The organism is Neisseria sp. P0001.S005 (genome assembly GCF_051963715.1).
In genome coordinates, this window is record NZ_JBQCTZ010000025.1 from 14755 (window position 1) to 31933 (window position 17179).

Genomic DNA, 17179 nt, shown 5'->3' on the forward strand with positions numbered 1-17179 from the left:
TGAAACATCAATTAGCGTTTCCAGCTTGGAGCCACATCGGCATTAATGCCGTATTTTTCAATGGCTTGCTGAACGGTTTCTTTGCTGACTTTGCCTTGCTCTGCCAATGCGCTCAATGCTGCCACGGCAACGTTGTAGCGATCCACTTCGAAGAAGCGGCGCAGGTTGGCACGGCTGTCGGAACGGCCGAAACCATCGGTACCCAAGACATGGTAGTCGTTCGGGATGTACGCGCGGATACGGTCGGCATAGCTGCGGACATAGTCGGTAGCGGCGATAACCGGACCGTCATGACCTTGCAGTTGTGAGGTAACGAAAGGCACTTTTTCAGCTTCCAGCGGATGCAGGCGGTTGAAACGTTCTGCTTCGATGGCATCGCGGTGCAACAGGTTGAAGGACGGGCAAGACCAAATATCTGCTTCTACACCGAAGTCGGCTTTCAACAATTCGGCACCGGCGATGACTTCTTGCAGGATGGTACCGGAACCCATCAATTGGACTTTCTTGTCGCCTTTGCCACCGGCTTTCAGCAAGTACATACCTTTCAGGATGTCTTGTTCTACGCCTTCAGGCATGTCCGGATGAGTGTAGTTTTCATTCATCAGGGTGATGTAGTAGAACACGTCTTCGTGGTTAACATACATGCGGCGCAAGCCATCGTGTACGATAACGGCTACTTCATATTGGAATGTCGGATCGTAAGTTACACAGTTTGGGATCAAGTCTGCTTGAATGTGGCTGTGACCGTCTTCATGTTGCAAACCTTCACCGTTCAGTGTTGTACGGCCGGCTGTACCACCCAGCAGGAAGCCACGTGCATGCATATCGCCTGCTGCCCATGCCAAGTCGCCAACGCGTTGGAAACCGAACATAGAGTAGTAGATGTAGAAAGGAATCATCGCAAAGTTGTTGTTGGCGTAGCTGGTTGCAGCCGCGATCCAGTCAGCCATTGCGCCTGGCTCGTTAATACCTTCTTGCAAGATTTGACCGTCAACAGATTCTTTGTAGAACATCAGTTGGTCTTTATCTTGAGGGGTGTATTGTTGACCTTTAGGGTTCCAAATACCATATTGGCGGAACATACCTTCCATACCGAAAGTACGGCTTTCGTCAGGAACGATAGGTACAACGCGTTTGCCGATTTTTTTATCTTTCAGCAGAGTAGACAGGATGCGTACGAAAGCCATAGTGGTTGAGAATTCACGGTCACCGCTGGATTTCAGTTGGGCATCAAATGCTGACAGTTCAGGCACTTCCAGAACGTCTTGGGTAGGGTTGCGTTGAGGCAGGTAGCCACCCAAAGATTCACGGCGTGCGTGCAGGTATTTGTATTCTTCGCTGTCAGGAGCAAAAGTCAGGTAAGGCAGGTCGCCACTGTCGATTTGCTCGTCAGTTACCGGAATGTCAAAGCGGTCACGGAATTGTTTCAGAGACGCTTTGTCCATTTTTTTGGCTTGGTGGGCAACGTTTTGACCTTCGCCGGATGCACCCATACCGTAACCTTTAATGGTTTTTGCCAAGATTACAGTAGGTTTGCCGTTGGCGTGGTTCGCAGCGCGGTCGTAAGCGTTGTACACTTTTTGAGGATCATGGCCGCCGCGGTTCAATGCCCAAATTTCGTCATCGGTCATATCTGCGACCAATGCTTTCAGTTCAGGGGTATTGAAGAAGTGTTCGCGAACGTATGCGCCGTCTTTGGATTTATAAGTTTGGTAGTCACCATCCAAACATTCTTCCATGCGTTTGCGCAGGATGCCGTCTTTGTCTTTTGCCAAGAGGCGGTCCCAACGGCGACCCCAGATGACTTTCACAACATTCCAGCCGGCGCCGGCAAAGTTGCCTTCCAGCTCTTGAATGATTTTGCCGTTACCGCGTACTGGGCCGTCCAAACGTTGCAGGTTACAGTTGATAACGAATACCAAGTTGTCCAAGCCTTCGCGTGAAGCCAGAGCAATAGCACCTTGGCTTTCAGGTTCGTCCATTTCGCCGTCGCCACAGAATACCCATACTTTACGGCCTTTGGTTTTAGCCAGACCGCGAGATTCCAAGTATTTCAGGAAGCGTGCTTGGTAAATTGCCATCAATGGGCCAAGACCCATAGATACGGTTGGGAATTGCCAGAAGTCAGGCAACAGGTGAGGGTGAGGGTAAGAAGGCAGACCTTTGCCGTCAACTTCTTGACGGAAGTTGTTCAGCTGGTCTTCAGTCAGACGGCCTTCAACGAAAGCGCGTGCATAGATGCCAGGGGCTACGTGGCCTTGGAAGAATACCAAATCGCCTTCTTCGCCTTCGCCTTTAGCTTTCCAGAAGTGGTTGAAGCCGACTTCGTACATAGTGGCGGCTGATTGGAAAGATGCAATGTGTCCACCCAATTCCAAATCTTTTTTACCCGCGCGCAAAACGATAGCGGCAGCGTTCCAACGAACGAATGCACGGATGCGGTGTTCGATGTTTTGGTCGCCGGGGATGCCTTTTTCGTCTTCAACGGAAACAGTGTTCAAGTATGGAGTAGTGGTGCCGTGAGGCATACGGATGCCTTTGTCACGGCTGTATTTGACCAAACTTTCCAGCAGGTATTGGGCGCGCTCGCTGCCTTCATATTCTAAAACAGAGCTTAACGCGTCTAACCATTCTTTGGTTTCAATTGGGTCAACATCGTGTAATTGGGTGGACATAATATCTATCCTTGTGTTGAGTGTTTTTCAATGACGGAGTATTACTCCGATATTTTCGTTTGCGAACAAATGTGAGTTAAAAACGAAAATTCCTAGAGTCAAATTCGAAAAAGTTTTAATTACTGAAATATTTTCAATACGTTATAACCATTGATGAAAAATCAGAAAGAATTGAACTTTTTGCGAACCGGCTAACCTGCAAATGCTATCAGTAATTGGGCAAACTGGCAAATCATGCTGTAGATATTGATAGGATGTAGAGGTTGGAATTAGGATTTTTTAAAAGAGTTATAGAGTTTGTTTTAAATCGAGATATTGAGTGGATACAGTAAAAAGTATCAGGTGTTTGAGTAAATAGATTCGAATACGAAAAACATTTTTAAAATTTTGTTGTAAATTGAAAGTTTGGATTGGGTTTAGGGTTTGAAAGGGAAAATTTAGATTATCTGATTCTTTACAAAGAGAGTAGGCCGTCTGAAGACTTTAAAGAGATTAAGAGGGAATGGGATTTGAAGATAACGATTATTGAGGAAGGGTAAATGAAAAAAATGACATGTACAGGCTGTCTAGTTTAGCTCTGACATGCCATTTATGTAGGAAGTTAGAATTTCAGACGGCCTTTAATCGGCAGAGCCTTTTTGAGCGAATTGCTTCCATTGAGCCAAAAGCTCTTTGAGAACGTCTTGCTGTTCATGTCCATGTTGGATGGCTTCTTGCAGCCAGAAACAAGCATTATTGATGTCTTTTTCTACGCCCATACCGTGATAATACAGACAGGCAAGATTATATTGAGCCATCGTGTCTCTTTGTTTGGCTGCTGCTTCAAACCATTTTGCAGCTTGGGCATAGTCGACAGGTACACCTTGTCCACTGTAATACATCATGCCAAGATTGGTTTGGGATTTGCTGTGCCCACGTTCTGCGGATTGGTGGTATAGATCCAGTGCTTCAGCGTAATTCTGTTGGCGTTTTAAGCCATAGTGCGCTGCAAATGCCAGCTTGTATAGACGTTCAGCCTCCTGACGTTGGAGGGCGATTTCTTTCGTCAGCTCATAGTTTTGCTGGTTATTCAATGCGCTGTCAGACAGAAGTTTTTGGTAGGCGACAAGATTACCTAAATCAGCCGAGCGTTGATAATATTGACGTGCGGTGTCTGCATCAACTGCTTGTCCCAATCCGTAGCGATAGATATCACCTAAAAGGCGCAATCCTTCCGGATCATTTTGATCCGCAGCAAATTTAGCGTGCTGATAGGCCTTTTGAGGGTCTCGTTCGGTGTTTTTACCCAATAGATATATTTCGGCAAGTGCTACATGCGCATTACTGTCACCTTGTTCGGCAGCTTTTTCGAACCATTTCAATGCTTCAGCAGGATTTGATGCGGCTAAGAGTTCTCCAAGAGAAGTTTGCGCCGGAACAATGTCGTAATCGGCGGCAATACGCAAATGTTCGATGGCTTTTTCAGGGTTTTGTGCAACACCTTGCCCCAATTTGTATTGAAGGCCGAGTTGCCAGTGTGCCGCAATAAATCCCTGTGCAGCGGATTGCTGATAAAGTTTATGGGAATATTCCAAATCAGGAGAGCTGGAGTATTGGTAATGTTGGGCTAAGAAGTATTGTGCCTGAGGATTTTGTTGTTCGGCAGCTTTTAATGCCCATTTGACTGCTTCTTGGTCATTGCCATTGTCTGCGTATAAACGCATCAGGCGCAGTTGGGCAGGAGCCAATCCTTCTTCGGCAAGCTCTTGATAGGTTGCAATGAGCTTTTCTACTTCTATTCCATTATTTTCTTGTAACTGGAGAAGATTATAGCGGGCATATGGATGACCAGCTCTTGCAGCTTGTTTTAAATATTCAACTGCAATTACTAAATCTTGCTCATTTTCATGGTGTTCGATCAGGCATCCTGCCAGCTGAAATGCAGCCTCAATATGCCCGGCTTCTGCTGCTTCGTAGAGCAATGGAATGGCTCGTGCAAAGTCAGGTGGGTTTTGAGTGATTAATTTTTCTGCTAGCAGAAAAGATTCTTCATATTGTTGAGCATTCATCGGTTTGCTTTTATATTTTGTGAAGGATTAAGAATAAAATTATCGGCCGACAAGGTGCGGCCGTTATGATTTTGTAATTTTGAGGTTATTTACAAAAACAGACAACCGGATTTGTATTTTTATACTTAGAATAATGGAATAATTTGTTTTATGCTGCATAAATACAACAGAAGGGTGTGATAAAGTGGGTTGAGAAAATACTTCTGCTGTTTATTCAGTTTAAATTATTCATCGTCCGGTTTTTTACGCCACAAAACAAGTAATTTACCAATATGTTGCACCAGTTGGGCACCCAGTGTTTCACACAGGGCATCACAAATTTCAATACGTTCAGCACGATCATCGCCAAAAACACGGACTTTAATCAATTCGTGTGCTGTCAATGCGGCATCGGTTTCTTTGATGACCGAGTTGGTCAAGCCTTGTTGGCCAACCATAACGACAGGGTGGAGGTGGTGTGCTTGGGCTTTCAAGGCCAAAATTTCTTTGGTGCTTAATTTGTTGTCGCTCATATTAATAAGTATCCAATTAAAAAGAATAATGGCTATATTGTACGCGATTTAGAACATTTACGGGGGAAATAACGTACAATGCTGATTTTAACTTAAGCATTTCAAATCAAGATGGCTGTACGCTCAAAATCTTCAAAAGCATGGCTGCATGAGCACGTCAACGATCATTATGTCCATATGGCACAAAAGGACGGATATCGTGCCAGAGCGGCTTATAAATTATTGGAAATCAATCAGAAAGACAAATTAATCAAGCCAGGTACAGTTTTGGCGGATTTGGGCAGTGCGCCGGGAAGTTGGTCACAGGTTGCGGCCAAGCTGGTCGGTAAAACAGGGGCAGTGTTCGCTTTGGATATTTTGCCAATGGATGCTATTGAAGGTGTGTCGTTTATTCAGGGTGACTTTAGGGAAGATGCTGTTTTGGAGCAGTTTGAAGCCTTATTGGATAATCGTCCGTTAGACCTTGTAATCTGTGATATGGCACCCAATATGTCAGGCAATGCCGTAACCGACCAGGCACGCAGTTTTTATTTGTGTGAACTGGCTTTGGATTTTGCCTCCCAGCATTTGAAAACCGGAGGCAGTTTTTTGGTGAAGGTGTTTCAAGGCGCGGGTTATCAAGAGTATACGGCGGCTATGCGTGAAATTTTTGCCAGTGTACAAACCCGAAAGCCGGATGCTTCCCGCAATCGTTCCAGTGAGATTTACCTATTAGGTAAAAATAAACGCTGACAATGTAGGGTGGGTGCTTTAAAATTCTTTCCCTTGATTTTATTTATTTTGTAACCATGGAGCCTGTTCAGTGGGGAATACCATTAAAAACATATTAGTCTGGGTAGTGGGTGGTGCTATGCTTTTAGCAGCATTCAATGCGCTCAGCGATAAGCAGGAAGATAAACAGCAAATCGAATATTCTCAATTTATTCAGCAAGTTAATAGTGGCGAAGTATCCAATGTCAATATTGAAGGATCTGTTGTCAGCGGCTATCTGATTAAAGGTGAGCGCACCGATAAAACTGCCTTCTATACCAATGCGCCTTTGGATGACAACTTGGTTAAAACACTGTTGGACAACAAAGTACGCGTCAAAGTGACTCCGGAAGAAAAACCAAGCATGCTGGCCAGTCTGTTTTACAGCCTGCTGCCTGTTTTGTTGTTGATCGGTGCATGGTTCTACTTCATGCGCATGCAAAGCGGCGGTGGCGGTAAAGGCAGTGCATTCTCTTTTGGTAAAAGCCGTGCACGTTTGTTGGACAAAGATTCCAATAAAGTTACTTTTGCCGATGTTGCAGGTTGTGATGAGGCAAAAGAAGAAGTACAAGAAATCGTAGATTACCTGAAATCGCCTAATCGTTATCAAAGTCTGGGCGGTCGAGTACCTCGCGGTATTTTGTTGGCCGGTAGCCCTGGTACGGGTAAAACATTGCTGGCCAAAGCGATTGCTGGTGAGGCCGGTGTGCCATTCTTCAGTATTTCAGGTTCTGACTTCGTAGAAATGTTTGTCGGTGTCGGTGCGAGCCGTGTCCGCGATATGTTCGAGCAGGCTAAGAAAAATGCGCCATGTATCATCTTTATTGATGAAATTGATGCTGTCGGCCGTCAGCGTGGTGCCGGTTTGGGCGGTGGCAATGATGAGCGTGAGCAAACATTGAACCAATTGTTGGTTGAAATGGATGGTTTTGAAAGCAACCAAACCGTTATTGTGATCGCAGCAACCAACCGTCCTGATGTACTTGACCCTGCGTTGCAGCGTCCGGGCCGTTTTGATCGCCAAGTCGTTGTTCCATTGCCTGATATCCGTGGCCGTGAGCAAATCTTGAAAGTACACGCTAAAAAAGTACCTTTGGATGCATCCGTAGATTTGACTTCTTTAGCACGCGGTACACCTGGTTTTTCAGGTGCGGATTTGGCAAACTTGGTCAATGAAGCAGCTTTGTTTGCTGGTCGTCGCAATAAAGTGAAAGTCGATCAAAGCGACTTTGAAGATGCAAAAGACAAAATCTACATGGGTCCGGAGCGTCGCAGCATGGTGATGCACGAAGATGAAAAACGTGCGACAGCCTATCATGAGGCCGGCCATGCAATCGTAGCGGAAAGCCTGCCGTTTACCGATCCGGTTCACAAAGTAACCATTATGCCTCGTGGCCGCGCATTGGGTTTGACTTGGCAACTGCCTGAGCGTGACCGTATCAGCATGTACAAAGACCAAATGTTGAGCCAGCTCTCAATCTTGTTTGGTGGCCGTATTGCTGAAGATATTTTTGTCGGCCGTATTTCTACCGGCGCATCTAACGACTTTGAGCGTGCAACTCAAATGGCACGCGAGATGGTAACGCGTTATGGTATGAGCGACAAAATGGGGGTGATGGTTTATGCTGAGAACGAAGGTGAGGTATTCTTGGGTCGCAGCGTAACCCGTTCTCAAAATATTTCCGAGAAAACCCAACAAGATATCGATGCGGAAATCCGCCGTATTTTGGATGAGCAATACCAAGTGGCTTACAAAATCTTGGATGAAAATCGTGATAAGATGGAAACCATGTGCAAGGCACTGATGGATTGGGAAACCATCGATCGAGACCAAGTTTTGGAAATTATGGCCGGTAAACAACCTAGCCCGCCTAAAGATTACAGCCACAATGTCCGTGATGACAAAGTAGAAGAGCCTGAAGTGCCTGTTGCTGAAGCTGTTGAACCTGTTGAGCAAAATGAGGTTCAGAATACTGAGTCAGTAGAAGCAGACAAAACAGATAAATCTGTATAAGGCTTGAAACAGAAAACGGTAGCTTTTAAGTTACCGTTTTTATTTTGAAGATAATCTAAAGGCCGTCTGAAAAGTTTCAGACGGCCTGATTTTATTGAGTCAATTACAAAACAGCCAAAGCAGCTTCGTAGTCAGGCTCGTTTGCAATTTCAGAGACCAACTCAGCGTGGAGAACTTGGTTTTGCTCGTTCAAAACCACCACTGCACGGGCAGTCAGGCCGCGTAATGGGCTTTCTGTCAGTGTAACACCGTAATCGTTAGAAAAGCTGCTGCGGAATGTAGAAAGTGTCACTACATTTTCCAAACCTTCTGCACCGCAGAAACGGGCTTGTGCAAACGGTAAATCGGCAGAAATGCACAAAACGACGGTATTATCCAAAGAAGAGGCACGTTTGTTGAAAGTGCGGACGGACTGGGCGCATACGCCGGTGTCAATACTAGGGAAAATATTCAGCACTTTGCGTTTGCCTGCAAAGTCAGCCAATGATTTCTCAGATAGGTCTGCCGCTACCAATGTGAAATCAGGTGCAACCTGGCCGATGGCAGGCAAATTGCCGTTTGTAGAAATAGGAGAGCCTTGGAAAGTAACTTGGGCCATGATTCAGTCCTTGTGTCAGAGGAAAATAGGATAGTCAGGGGGTTAGTAATGACGGCGGCGGAAATAGAACATGCCTTCGCTGTCAATTTCTAAAATATAGCGGCCGTTTTGTACAGCGGCATAACCGCTTTTACCTTCGGTATAAGGTTGCAAAGCAGCATGTGATATCAGATAGTCAGTTAGTTTGCTGCCGTCTTGGGCAATATTATCCACCATTTTTGCAAAGGTAGTGTGGCAGACTCCGTTGGCTGACCAGCCGGCTGAAACGCCTTTTTCATTTTTTTCCATGCATTGGCCGCTGATGACTTCTAAGTCGGTAGGGTGCTTACCAATCAGATTGATAACACCGCCCTCTATGCCGTTAATCGGATAGGTGCGTTGCTTCTTACCTTCTTTCGTTTCGCCGTCTTGAGCTGTACCTAAATCCAAACCGGCTATGGCTTGTTCATCGATATATTTAACTTTGAAGGTAGGCTTGGGCGCTTTGCCTGAAGCAGCATCATTGGCGGCAGTATCTTCAGATTTACCGCCGCAGGCAGCCAATGAAAGGCTGAGCAAGATAAGGGGGAAGGTTTTTTTCATATGAGAAACCCTAGAAAACGATTATATTTCAAATGATAAACGATATTATGGCCGTCTGAAATATTCAGATGGCCTTACTATTATTATTTCAACGGACGAATACCTACTGCATCGCGTACTTTGTCCAACAATTCGCGTGCTTCTTTACGCGCTTTTTGTGCACCGGCCTGCAAAATGTCTTCAATTTGAGATGGTTTGGCTGTCAATTCATTGTAACGCTCGCGCGGTTCTGCGAGCTCGGCATTGATTTTTGCACCCAAGAGTTTTTTAGCCTCACCCCAAGCAAGGCCTTCGGCCAGCATTTGCGTGAACTCGGCAGTTTCAGACGGCGTGGAGAAGGCTTTGTAGATTTCAAACAGAGGACTTTCATCAGGCTGTTTCGGCTCGCCGGGTTCTTTCATATTGGTGATGATTTTGTTGACCGATTTTTGGGTTTTCTTGTCGTTTTCCCAAAGCGGAATGGTATTGCCGTAGGACTTGGACATTTTGCGTCCGTCTAAGCCGACCAAGAGTTCGACATTTTCGTCGATTTTTACTTCTGGCAGGGTGAAGAGTTCTTGGAAGCGGTGATTAAAGCGACCGGCAATATCGCGTGCCATTTCAACGTGTTGGATTTGGTCGCGACCGACTGGAACCTCATGGGCATTGAACATGAGAATATCGGCAGTCATGAGGATAGGGTAGCTGTACAGGCCCATTTCCACGCCATGATCCGGATCTTCCTGACCGTTTTCAGTATTTGCCTGTACTGCGGCTTTGTAAGCGTGGGCGCGGTTCATCAGGCCTTTTGCGGTGATACAGGTCAGAATCCAGTTTAGCTCCATCACTTCGGGAATGTCGCTTTGACGGTAGAAAGTGGTCTGTTCCGGATTAAGTCCGCAGGCGAGCCATGTGGCGGCAACAGCTTGAGTAGATTGATGAATCATTTCCGGCTCATGACATTTGATGATGCCGTGATAGTCGGCCAAAAAGAGGAATGATTCGGTATTAGAATCTTGCGCTGCGCGGATAGCCGGGCGGATGGCACCGACATAGTTGCCCAAGTGTGGAATACCTGTTGTGGTAACGCCTGTTAAAACTCGTTTTTTGCTCATGAAAGTATCCTTCGGCCCAAAGGCCGTCTGAAAATAAATATGGTGCCGATTATACCTGATTATTCTTGATTTTTCAGACGGCCTTTTGAGTAAGGGGTAACTGGATTATAAAAGTTATACACATAAAATTATAAAAATAAAACTTTATAAAACAATAATATAGTAAAAATTTTTGATTAATGGAGTAAATAGCTATTGAGTTATCCACATTTGCGCTTATATAGGCTCTAACAGAATATATTTGAAGAGGAACGTAAAATGAGATTTGATAAATTGACTGCTAAATTCCAGCAAGCTCTGCAAGAAGGTCAAAGTTTGGCTTTGGCTGCGGACAGCAGCTACCTTGAGGCCGGCTTTATCTTAAAAGCGTTGCTTGACGATCAAAACAGTGGTGCTGCTGCGTTACTGGCTCATGCAGGCGTGAATGTGCCTCAAGTAAAACAACGTTTGCAGCAACATTTGAGCAGCTTGCCAAAAGTATCCGGTCAAGGCGGCGATATTATGCCTAGCCGTGAGCTACAAGCTGTATTGAACTTGATGGACAAGGCTGCAACCAAACGCGGCGATGCCTATATCGCCAGCGAACTTTTCCTGCTGGCTTTGGTTCAGCAGAATGATGCTACCGGCAACATTTTGAAAGAAGCTGGTGCGACCGAACAAAATATCAATGCCGCAATCGATGCGGTACGAGGAGGACAAAACGTGAACGATGCGAATGCCGAAGACCAACGAGATGCTTTGAAAAAATACACACTTGATCTGACTCAACGCGCCCGTGATGGTAAGCTCGACCCTGTTATCGGTCGTGATGATGAAATTCGTCGTGCGATTCAAGTATTGCAACGCCGTACCAAAAACAACCCTGTGCTGATTGGTGAGCCGGGTGTAGGTAAAACCGCTATTGTTGAAGGTTTGGCACAACGTATCGTCAACGGCGAAGTACCTGAATCTCTGCGTAACAAACGCCTTTTGGTTTTGGATTTGGCGGCTTTGATTGCCGGTGCAAAATACCGTGGTGAATTTGAAGAACGCTTGAAAGGCGTGTTGAACGACTTGGCTAAAGACGATGGCAACACTCTGATTTTCATCGACGAAATCCATACCTTGGTTGGCGCGGGCAAAACCGACGGCGCAATGGATGCGGGCAATATGTTGAAACCGGCTTTGGCACGCGGCGAATTGCACTGTATCGGTGCGACTACTTTGGACGAATATCGTCAATACATCGAAAAAGACGCGGCACTCGAACGCCGCTTCCAAAAAGTATTGGTTGGCGAGCCAAGTGTAGAAGATACCATTGCTATTTTGCGCGGTTTGCAAGAGCGTTATGAAATCCACCACGGTATCGATATTACTGACCCTGCTATCGTTGCCGCAGCAGAGTTGAGCGACCGTTATATTACCGACCGTTTCCTGCCTGATAAAGCGATTGATTTGATTGACGAAGCAGCCAGCCGTATCAAAATGGAGCTGGACAGCAAACCTGAGCAAATGGATAAACTTGACCGTCGCATTATTCAGCTCAAAATGGAAAAAATGCACGTTGCCAAAGAAACCGATGATGCCAGCAAAAAACGTCTGGAATTGATAGACGAAGAAATCGACGGACTGCAAAAAGAATACGCTGATTTGGATGAAATCTGGAAAGCCGAAAAAGCGGCATCATCCAGCACTGCCGACATCAAGAAACAGATGGACGACATCAAAGTCAAAATCGAGCAGGCCAAACGCCAAGGCGATTTTGCCCGCGCGTCCGAACTCGAATACGGCGAGTTACCGAAATTGGGTGCACAGTTGCAGGCAGCGGAAAGCAACTCCGACGGCAAAAAACAAAACAAACTTTTCCGTACCGAAGTCGGCGCAGATGAAGTAGCCGAAATCGTTTCCCGCATGACCGGCATCCCCGTGTCAAAAATGATGGAAGGTGAACGCGACAAGCTGCTGAAGATGGAAGAAGTATTGCACCGCCGCGTGGTCGGTCAAGACGAAGCCGTGCGTGCCGTGTCTGACGCTATCCGCCGCAGCCGTTCCGGTTTGGCCGATCCGAATAAACCTTATGGCAGCTTCTTGTTCTTAGGCCCGACCGGTGTGGGTAAGACCGAATTGTGTAAGGCATTGGCAGGCTTCCTGTTTGACAGCGAAGATCATCTGATTCGTATCGATATGTCTGAATACATGGAAAAACATGCTGTTGCCCGCTTAATCGGTGCACCTCCCGGCTATGTCGGCTACGAAGAAGGCGGTTACCTGACTGAGCAAGTCCGCCGCAAACCATACAGCGTGATTCTTTTGGATGAAGTGGAAAAAGCCCATCCGGACGTATTCAATATTCTGTTGCAAGTATTGGATGACGGTCGCCTGACCGATGGACAAGGTCGAACCGTGGACTTTAAAAATACCGTTATCGTGATGACTTCCAATATTGGTAGCCAACATATCCAACAAATGGGTACTCAGGACTACGAAGCGGTAAAAGAAGTTGTGATGGAGGATGTGAAAGAACATTTCCGTCCTGAAATGATCAACCGTATTGATGAAGTAGTCGTGTTCCACGGTTTGGATCAAGCCAATATCCGCAGCATTGCGAAAATCCAGCTTAAAGGTTTGGAAAAACGTTTGGAAGCACAACATCTGCATCTGAAAGTCGATGATGCTGCCTTGGATCTGATTGCTAAAGCCGGTTTCGATCCTGTGTATGGTGCCCGTCCGCTCAAACGCGCCATTCAGTCAGAAATCGAAAACCCGCTGGCAAAAGCATTGCTTGAAGGCAAATATGCACCTGATAGCACAATCCATGTTAAAGAAGAGGGTGGTAAGCTCTTGTTTGCATAAGGTTAAAACAATGTAGCATGTTGTTGTAAAAGGCCGTCTGAAAGAATTCAGACGGCCTTTCCTAGTTATTGATTCACATCATATATTTGTTATGTAATTTGATTATTCATTGAATTTTAGAGAATATTAATCGAAAATCTTGTGCCATCGGTTGATAAAGAATGCGATATAATCCGACCTGTTTGCCAAGGTTCTTGCTAAAGATCTCATTTTATGTAATAATACTACAATGCAAAAACTGACTAATCAAAATCTTCACATTATTTTGTTGGAACGCTTAAATGATACCGACTTTGTTCTTATTCTCAATGCATTAATCAAATTTTTGCGCCGAGGAGGCAAAAAACAGGCTTCCGAACGTTTCGATTTGATTTTATCTACTTTAAAACAAGACGATGCTTTATGTCGTCAATTCAGCCTGCGCTTCTATGCCTGGTTGTCCAAGGTTCACATCTATCCTGCGCTGATTAAGCTGGGTATTTTCTCGCGCCATAGTTTTACTCGGGAGATGGGCATACGGATTTACGAACGTTTCAGCCCGTCTTATAAAGATTTTTCCAATCTGCGCGAAGTATTTTTATATCTTTTTCATTCGAAAAACGATGATAAATGGTTGCAGACCCTGAGTTTGCGCCAATGGTTGAGCATGTATGAATTGTTGCTGGGTAAAGCGGATCCTGCTTTGCTTCAGATGGCCAGCCGACAGTTGGCAGATGCCCGTTTGCGAGCGGTAGAAATGCTGTCTATTTGGATTGCTTCCGAAGCGATTGAGCCGGATTTAATACGGATTGCCCCCCGTTTGTTGGAGGCGGATTCGGCATTTGTTGCCTTACAACGTGAAATTGCAAAATTGGTGGAACACTATCGCCACAGTGAAGAAACTTACGATACGGCGCACTTGGAGGTCATGTTTGACCAGTGCGACAAGCAAATTGAGTATCTGCGTCGTAGAGGGACTGGGGCAGGGTCTGGTTCGTCAGTAAAAGTGGCGCACTTGTTGGAGCGCCTGCAACAAACCATTAGTCGTCTGAAACTGTTGACCAATATTCAAATTGAAACCGGCAGCCGTACCCGCTTAACCATCAATCTGATGAATGCGATGATTTATGCGGCGGTAGAGCAATACAGTACCAGCCACTTGCGTAAAAGCAGTATCCGAATGCTGGCGCGCAGTATTACGGAAAACAAAAGTCATCATGGTGAGCATTACATTACGCGCAACCGTAGCGAATATTTCAAAATGTTTTATTCTGCAGCAGGTGGCGGCGTAATTATTGCTTTGATGGCATTGAATAAAATCCATATTGCGTCTTTGGGGTTCGGCGAGTTTACTACTTCATTCCTTGCCGGACTTAACTATGGCTTAGGCTTTATGCTGATTCATATGCTGCACTGCACCGTTGCGACTAAGCAGCCTGCCATGACAGCGGCGAGCTTTGCCGAGCAGGTGGACTCAAATGAAGGCAGTAAAGCGGTGGACAATAAATTGGCAAAACTGCTGATTGACGTGTGTCGTTCGCAAAGTGTGGCCGTGTTTGGTAATGTATCGATTGCCGTATTGTTGGCGGCTGGGATCGCTTGGGGTTATGCCTACACGCATGGCCAGCCTTTATTGAATGAGGTGGTTACAGCCTACCAGCTTAAATCTATTGAGATTTTTACTCAGCCAACCTTATGGTATGCCGCTATTGCCGGTGTATGGTTGTTTTGTTCGGGGATTATTGCCGGCTTCTTTGATAACCGTTCCGATTATCTGAACCTGCGTCAGCGCCTACCGTTTAATCCGTTTTTACGAAAAATCATGCGTCCGCAGCCGCGTCGCCGTTTGGCCGCTTATATTCATAAGCATTACGGCTCGCTTATGGGCAATTTTATTTTCGGTATGCTCTTGGGGATGACCGGCTATTTTGGCCATCTTTTCGGCTTGCCGCTGGATATTCGCCATGTGGCTTTCTCTTCGGCAAACTTGGGTTATGCCGCGATTAGCGGTCATGCAGATATATTCACTTTTATACTTGGCTTGGCAAGTGTATTGGCAATCGGTATGGTGAATCTGGTGGTCAGTTTTTCTTTGGCTTTGGCTGTTGCGCTTCGTTCTCGCGGTACGCGTTTGGGCAGTATGCGTAATCTTCTGAAGAGCTTCTGGAGTCAAGTGAAAGCCAATCCTTTGATTTTGCTGTATCCGGTTCAAGTGAATAACAAAGAAAATACGAAGTAAGATTGAAGAAAGGCCGTCTGAATATATATTTTTCAGACGGCCTTTTGATTTAAAACCGATAAAGGTTAGGCTTGCAGAGAGGCGCGGTTTTCCAAAACTTGGTCAATCAAACCATATTCTTTAGCTTCATCAGCAGACATATAATTGTCGCGGTCGGTATCGCGTTCCAAGTCGGCCAAATCGCGATCACAATGTTTGGCGAGTAAGCGGTTCAGTTTCTCTTTGATTTTCAGCAGCTCTTTAGCGTGAATTTCAATATCGGAGGCCTGACCGGCCAAGCCGCCGCTGATGAGCGGTTGGTGAATCATGATGCGGCTGTTTGGCAGGGCAAAGCGTTTGCCTTTTTCGCCTGCGGACAACAGGAATGCGCCCATGCTTGCCGCTTGGCCCAAGCATAAAGTAGAAACATGAGGCTTGATGAAGTTCATGGTGTCGTAAATCGACATACCGGCAGTAACCGAACCGCCCGGAGAGTTGATATAGAAGAAGATATCTTTATCAGGGTTTTCGCTCTCCAAGAACAGTAATTGCGCAACAACCAAGTTGGCTGAATCGTCTGTCACCGGGCCGACTAAGAAAACGATGCGCTCTTTCAAAAGGCGTGAGTAGATGTCGAATGCGCGCTCGCCGCGACCGCTTTGTTCGATAACGGTAGGGACAAGGTAATTATTGAAATCGAAGGACATTTTTGTCTCCTGTTAATGATGGAAAAGCACCAAAGCCATTTAAAGCGCTTCGGTGCTTTTGATTGTCTGTTTCAGACGGCCTTAGAGCAATTAAGCTTGTGCGCCCATTACTTCGTCAAAAGACAGCGCTTTTTCGGTTACTTTAGCTTTGCTCAGAACGAAATCAACAACGTTGCTTTCTACTGCCAAAGAAGTCGGGCCTTGCAGGCGGGAAGGCTCTGCGTAGTACCAGTCGATAACTTCTTGAGGGTCTTCGTAGCTTTCAGCGAAGTTGGCAACAACGGCTTTGATTTGATCTTCAGTTGGCTCAAGTTTGTTTTCTTCAACCAATTTAGCCAAAATCAGGCCTAAAGAAACGCGGCGTTCTGCTTGTTCTTTGAACATGTCCAAAGGCAGATCCAAGTTGGCAGCATCAGCCATACCTTGGTTAACGAAGTTTTGTTTCATCTCGTTTGCCAAGCGGGCGGCTTCTTCGTTGACCAAAGCAACAGGAACTTGCAAATCGGCTGCTTTGAGCAGGGCGTTCATTACAGATTCTTTGGTTTGTTCACCGATGCGGCGCTCAACTTCACGGCCAACGTTTTTCTTCACTTCTTCACGCATTTTGGCAACGTCGCCGTCTTCAATACCCAAAGCTTTAGCGAAGTCTGCGTCAACTTCAGGCAAAGTAGCTTCAGAAACGTTGTTCAGAGTGATGGTGAATACGGCAGATTTACCGGCAACATCTTTACCGTGGTAGTCTTCAGGGAAGTTTACGGTAACATCTTTACTTTCACCGGCTTTCATGCCGACAACACCGGCTTCGAATTCAGGCAACATTTGACCTGCGCCCAATACGAAAGCGTAGTTTTTAGACGCACCGCCAGCGAAAGGTTCGCCGTCGATTTTGCCTTCAAAGTCGATGATGACGCGGTCGCCGTTTTGGGCTTCGCGGTCAACATGGTTGAAGCGGGTGCGTTGTTTACGCAGGATTTCTACAGTTTGGTCAACTTCGGCATCGCCAACAGTCGCAATAACTTTTTCTACTTCTTGGGCAGACAGGTCGCCAATAGTTACTTCAGGGAAAACTTCAAAAATAGCGGCAACTTTGAAAGACTCTTGATCGTCTTGTTCTTCAACGGCTTCAAAGCGTGGGTAACCGGCAACTTTCAATTCTTGAGCAACGGCAAC

Annotated in this window: 12 protein-coding genes; 4 read left to right on the forward strand and 8 right to left on the reverse strand. The window is 45.9% G+C overall.

The features are described 5' to 3' along the window. Positions 1–11: 11 nt before the first annotated feature. From aceE to yhbY, 3 genes are all read right to left on the reverse strand, one after another. Positions 12–2675, reverse strand: coding sequence for a pyruvate dehydrogenase (acetyl-transferring), homodimeric type (gene aceE, locus ACTHSP_RS05480; RefSeq protein ID WP_049352289.1), 2664 nt, complete (start codon positions 2673–2675; stop codon positions 12–14). A gap of 620 nt (positions 2676–3295) precedes the next feature. Beyond that, positions 3296–4723, reverse strand: a complete 1428-nt coding sequence (locus ACTHSP_RS05485; protein ID WP_049352288.1) for a tetratricopeptide repeat protein — start codon at positions 4721–4723, stop codon at positions 3296–3298. 224 nt (positions 4724–4947) lie between these two features. Further along, complete coding sequence (yhbY, locus tag ACTHSP_RS05490; RefSeq protein WP_049352285.1) at positions 4948–5235, reverse strand: ribosome assembly RNA-binding protein YhbY; 288 nt, start codon at positions 5233–5235, stop codon at positions 4948–4950. Between the two features lie 111 nt (positions 5236–5346). Between yhbY and ACTHSP_RS05495 the strand changes: the two genes are divergently transcribed. Both ACTHSP_RS05495 and ftsH read left to right on the forward strand, forming a co-directional pair. Next, positions 5347–5967, forward strand: a complete 621-nt coding sequence (locus tag ACTHSP_RS05495; protein WP_004520613.1) for an RlmE family RNA methyltransferase — start codon at positions 5347–5349, stop codon at positions 5965–5967. Positions 5968–6037: 70 nt separating this feature from the next. Next, the gene (ftsH, locus tag ACTHSP_RS05500) at positions 6038–7999 is read left to right on the forward strand and encodes an ATP-dependent zinc metalloprotease FtsH (RefSeq protein WP_049352283.1); all 1962 of its coding nucleotides are present in this window, start codon (positions 6038–6040) and stop codon (positions 7997–7999) included. 103 nt (positions 8000–8102) lie between these two features. On the opposite strand, the gene tpx is transcribed toward ftsH, so the two are convergent. The 3 genes from tpx to trpS all read right to left on the reverse strand — a co-directional run bounded on the left by tpx (position 8103) and on the right by trpS (position 10273). Beyond that, positions 8103–8597, reverse strand: coding sequence for a thiol peroxidase (tpx, locus tag ACTHSP_RS05505; RefSeq protein WP_003679194.1), 495 nt, complete (start codon positions 8595–8597; stop codon positions 8103–8105). Between the two features lie 42 nt (positions 8598–8639). Further along, a complete protein-coding gene (locus ACTHSP_RS05510) occupies positions 8640–9179 on the reverse strand; it encodes a hypothetical protein (protein WP_049352280.1) in 540 nt (179 codons plus the stop codon). Between the two features lie 83 nt (positions 9180–9262). Further along, the gene (gene trpS, locus ACTHSP_RS05515; protein ID WP_004520609.1) at positions 9263–10273 is read right to left on the reverse strand and encodes a tryptophan--tRNA ligase; all 1011 of its coding nucleotides are present in this window, start codon (positions 10271–10273) and stop codon (positions 9263–9265) included. Between the two features lie 258 nt (positions 10274–10531). Here trpS and clpB point away from each other — a divergent pair, with 258 nt between their 5' ends. Together clpB and ACTHSP_RS05525 are read left to right on the forward strand one after the other, a co-directional pair. Then, on the forward strand, positions 10532–13105 hold the full coding sequence (clpB, locus tag ACTHSP_RS05520; protein ID WP_440345771.1) for an ATP-dependent chaperone ClpB: 2574 nt from the start codon (positions 10532–10534) through the stop codon (positions 13103–13105). 229 nt (positions 13106–13334) lie between these two features. Next, positions 13335–15323 (forward strand): site-specific recombinase, encoded by a 1989-nt coding sequence (locus ACTHSP_RS05525; protein WP_440345772.1) that lies wholly within the window; start codon positions 13335–13337, stop codon positions 15321–15323. Positions 15324–15388: 65 nt separating this feature from the next. On the opposite strand, the gene clpP is transcribed toward ACTHSP_RS05525, so the two are convergent. Both clpP and tig read right to left on the reverse strand, forming a co-directional pair. Beyond that, on the reverse strand, positions 15389–16009 hold the full coding sequence (gene clpP, locus ACTHSP_RS05530; protein WP_049352273.1) for an ATP-dependent Clp endopeptidase proteolytic subunit ClpP: 621 nt from the start codon (positions 16007–16009) through the stop codon (positions 15389–15391). A 90-nt stretch (positions 16010–16099) separates the two neighbouring features. Continuing rightward, positions 16100–17179: trigger factor (gene tig, locus ACTHSP_RS05535; RefSeq protein WP_440345774.1), on the reverse strand; the 1080-nt coding region annotated here is incomplete at its 5' end.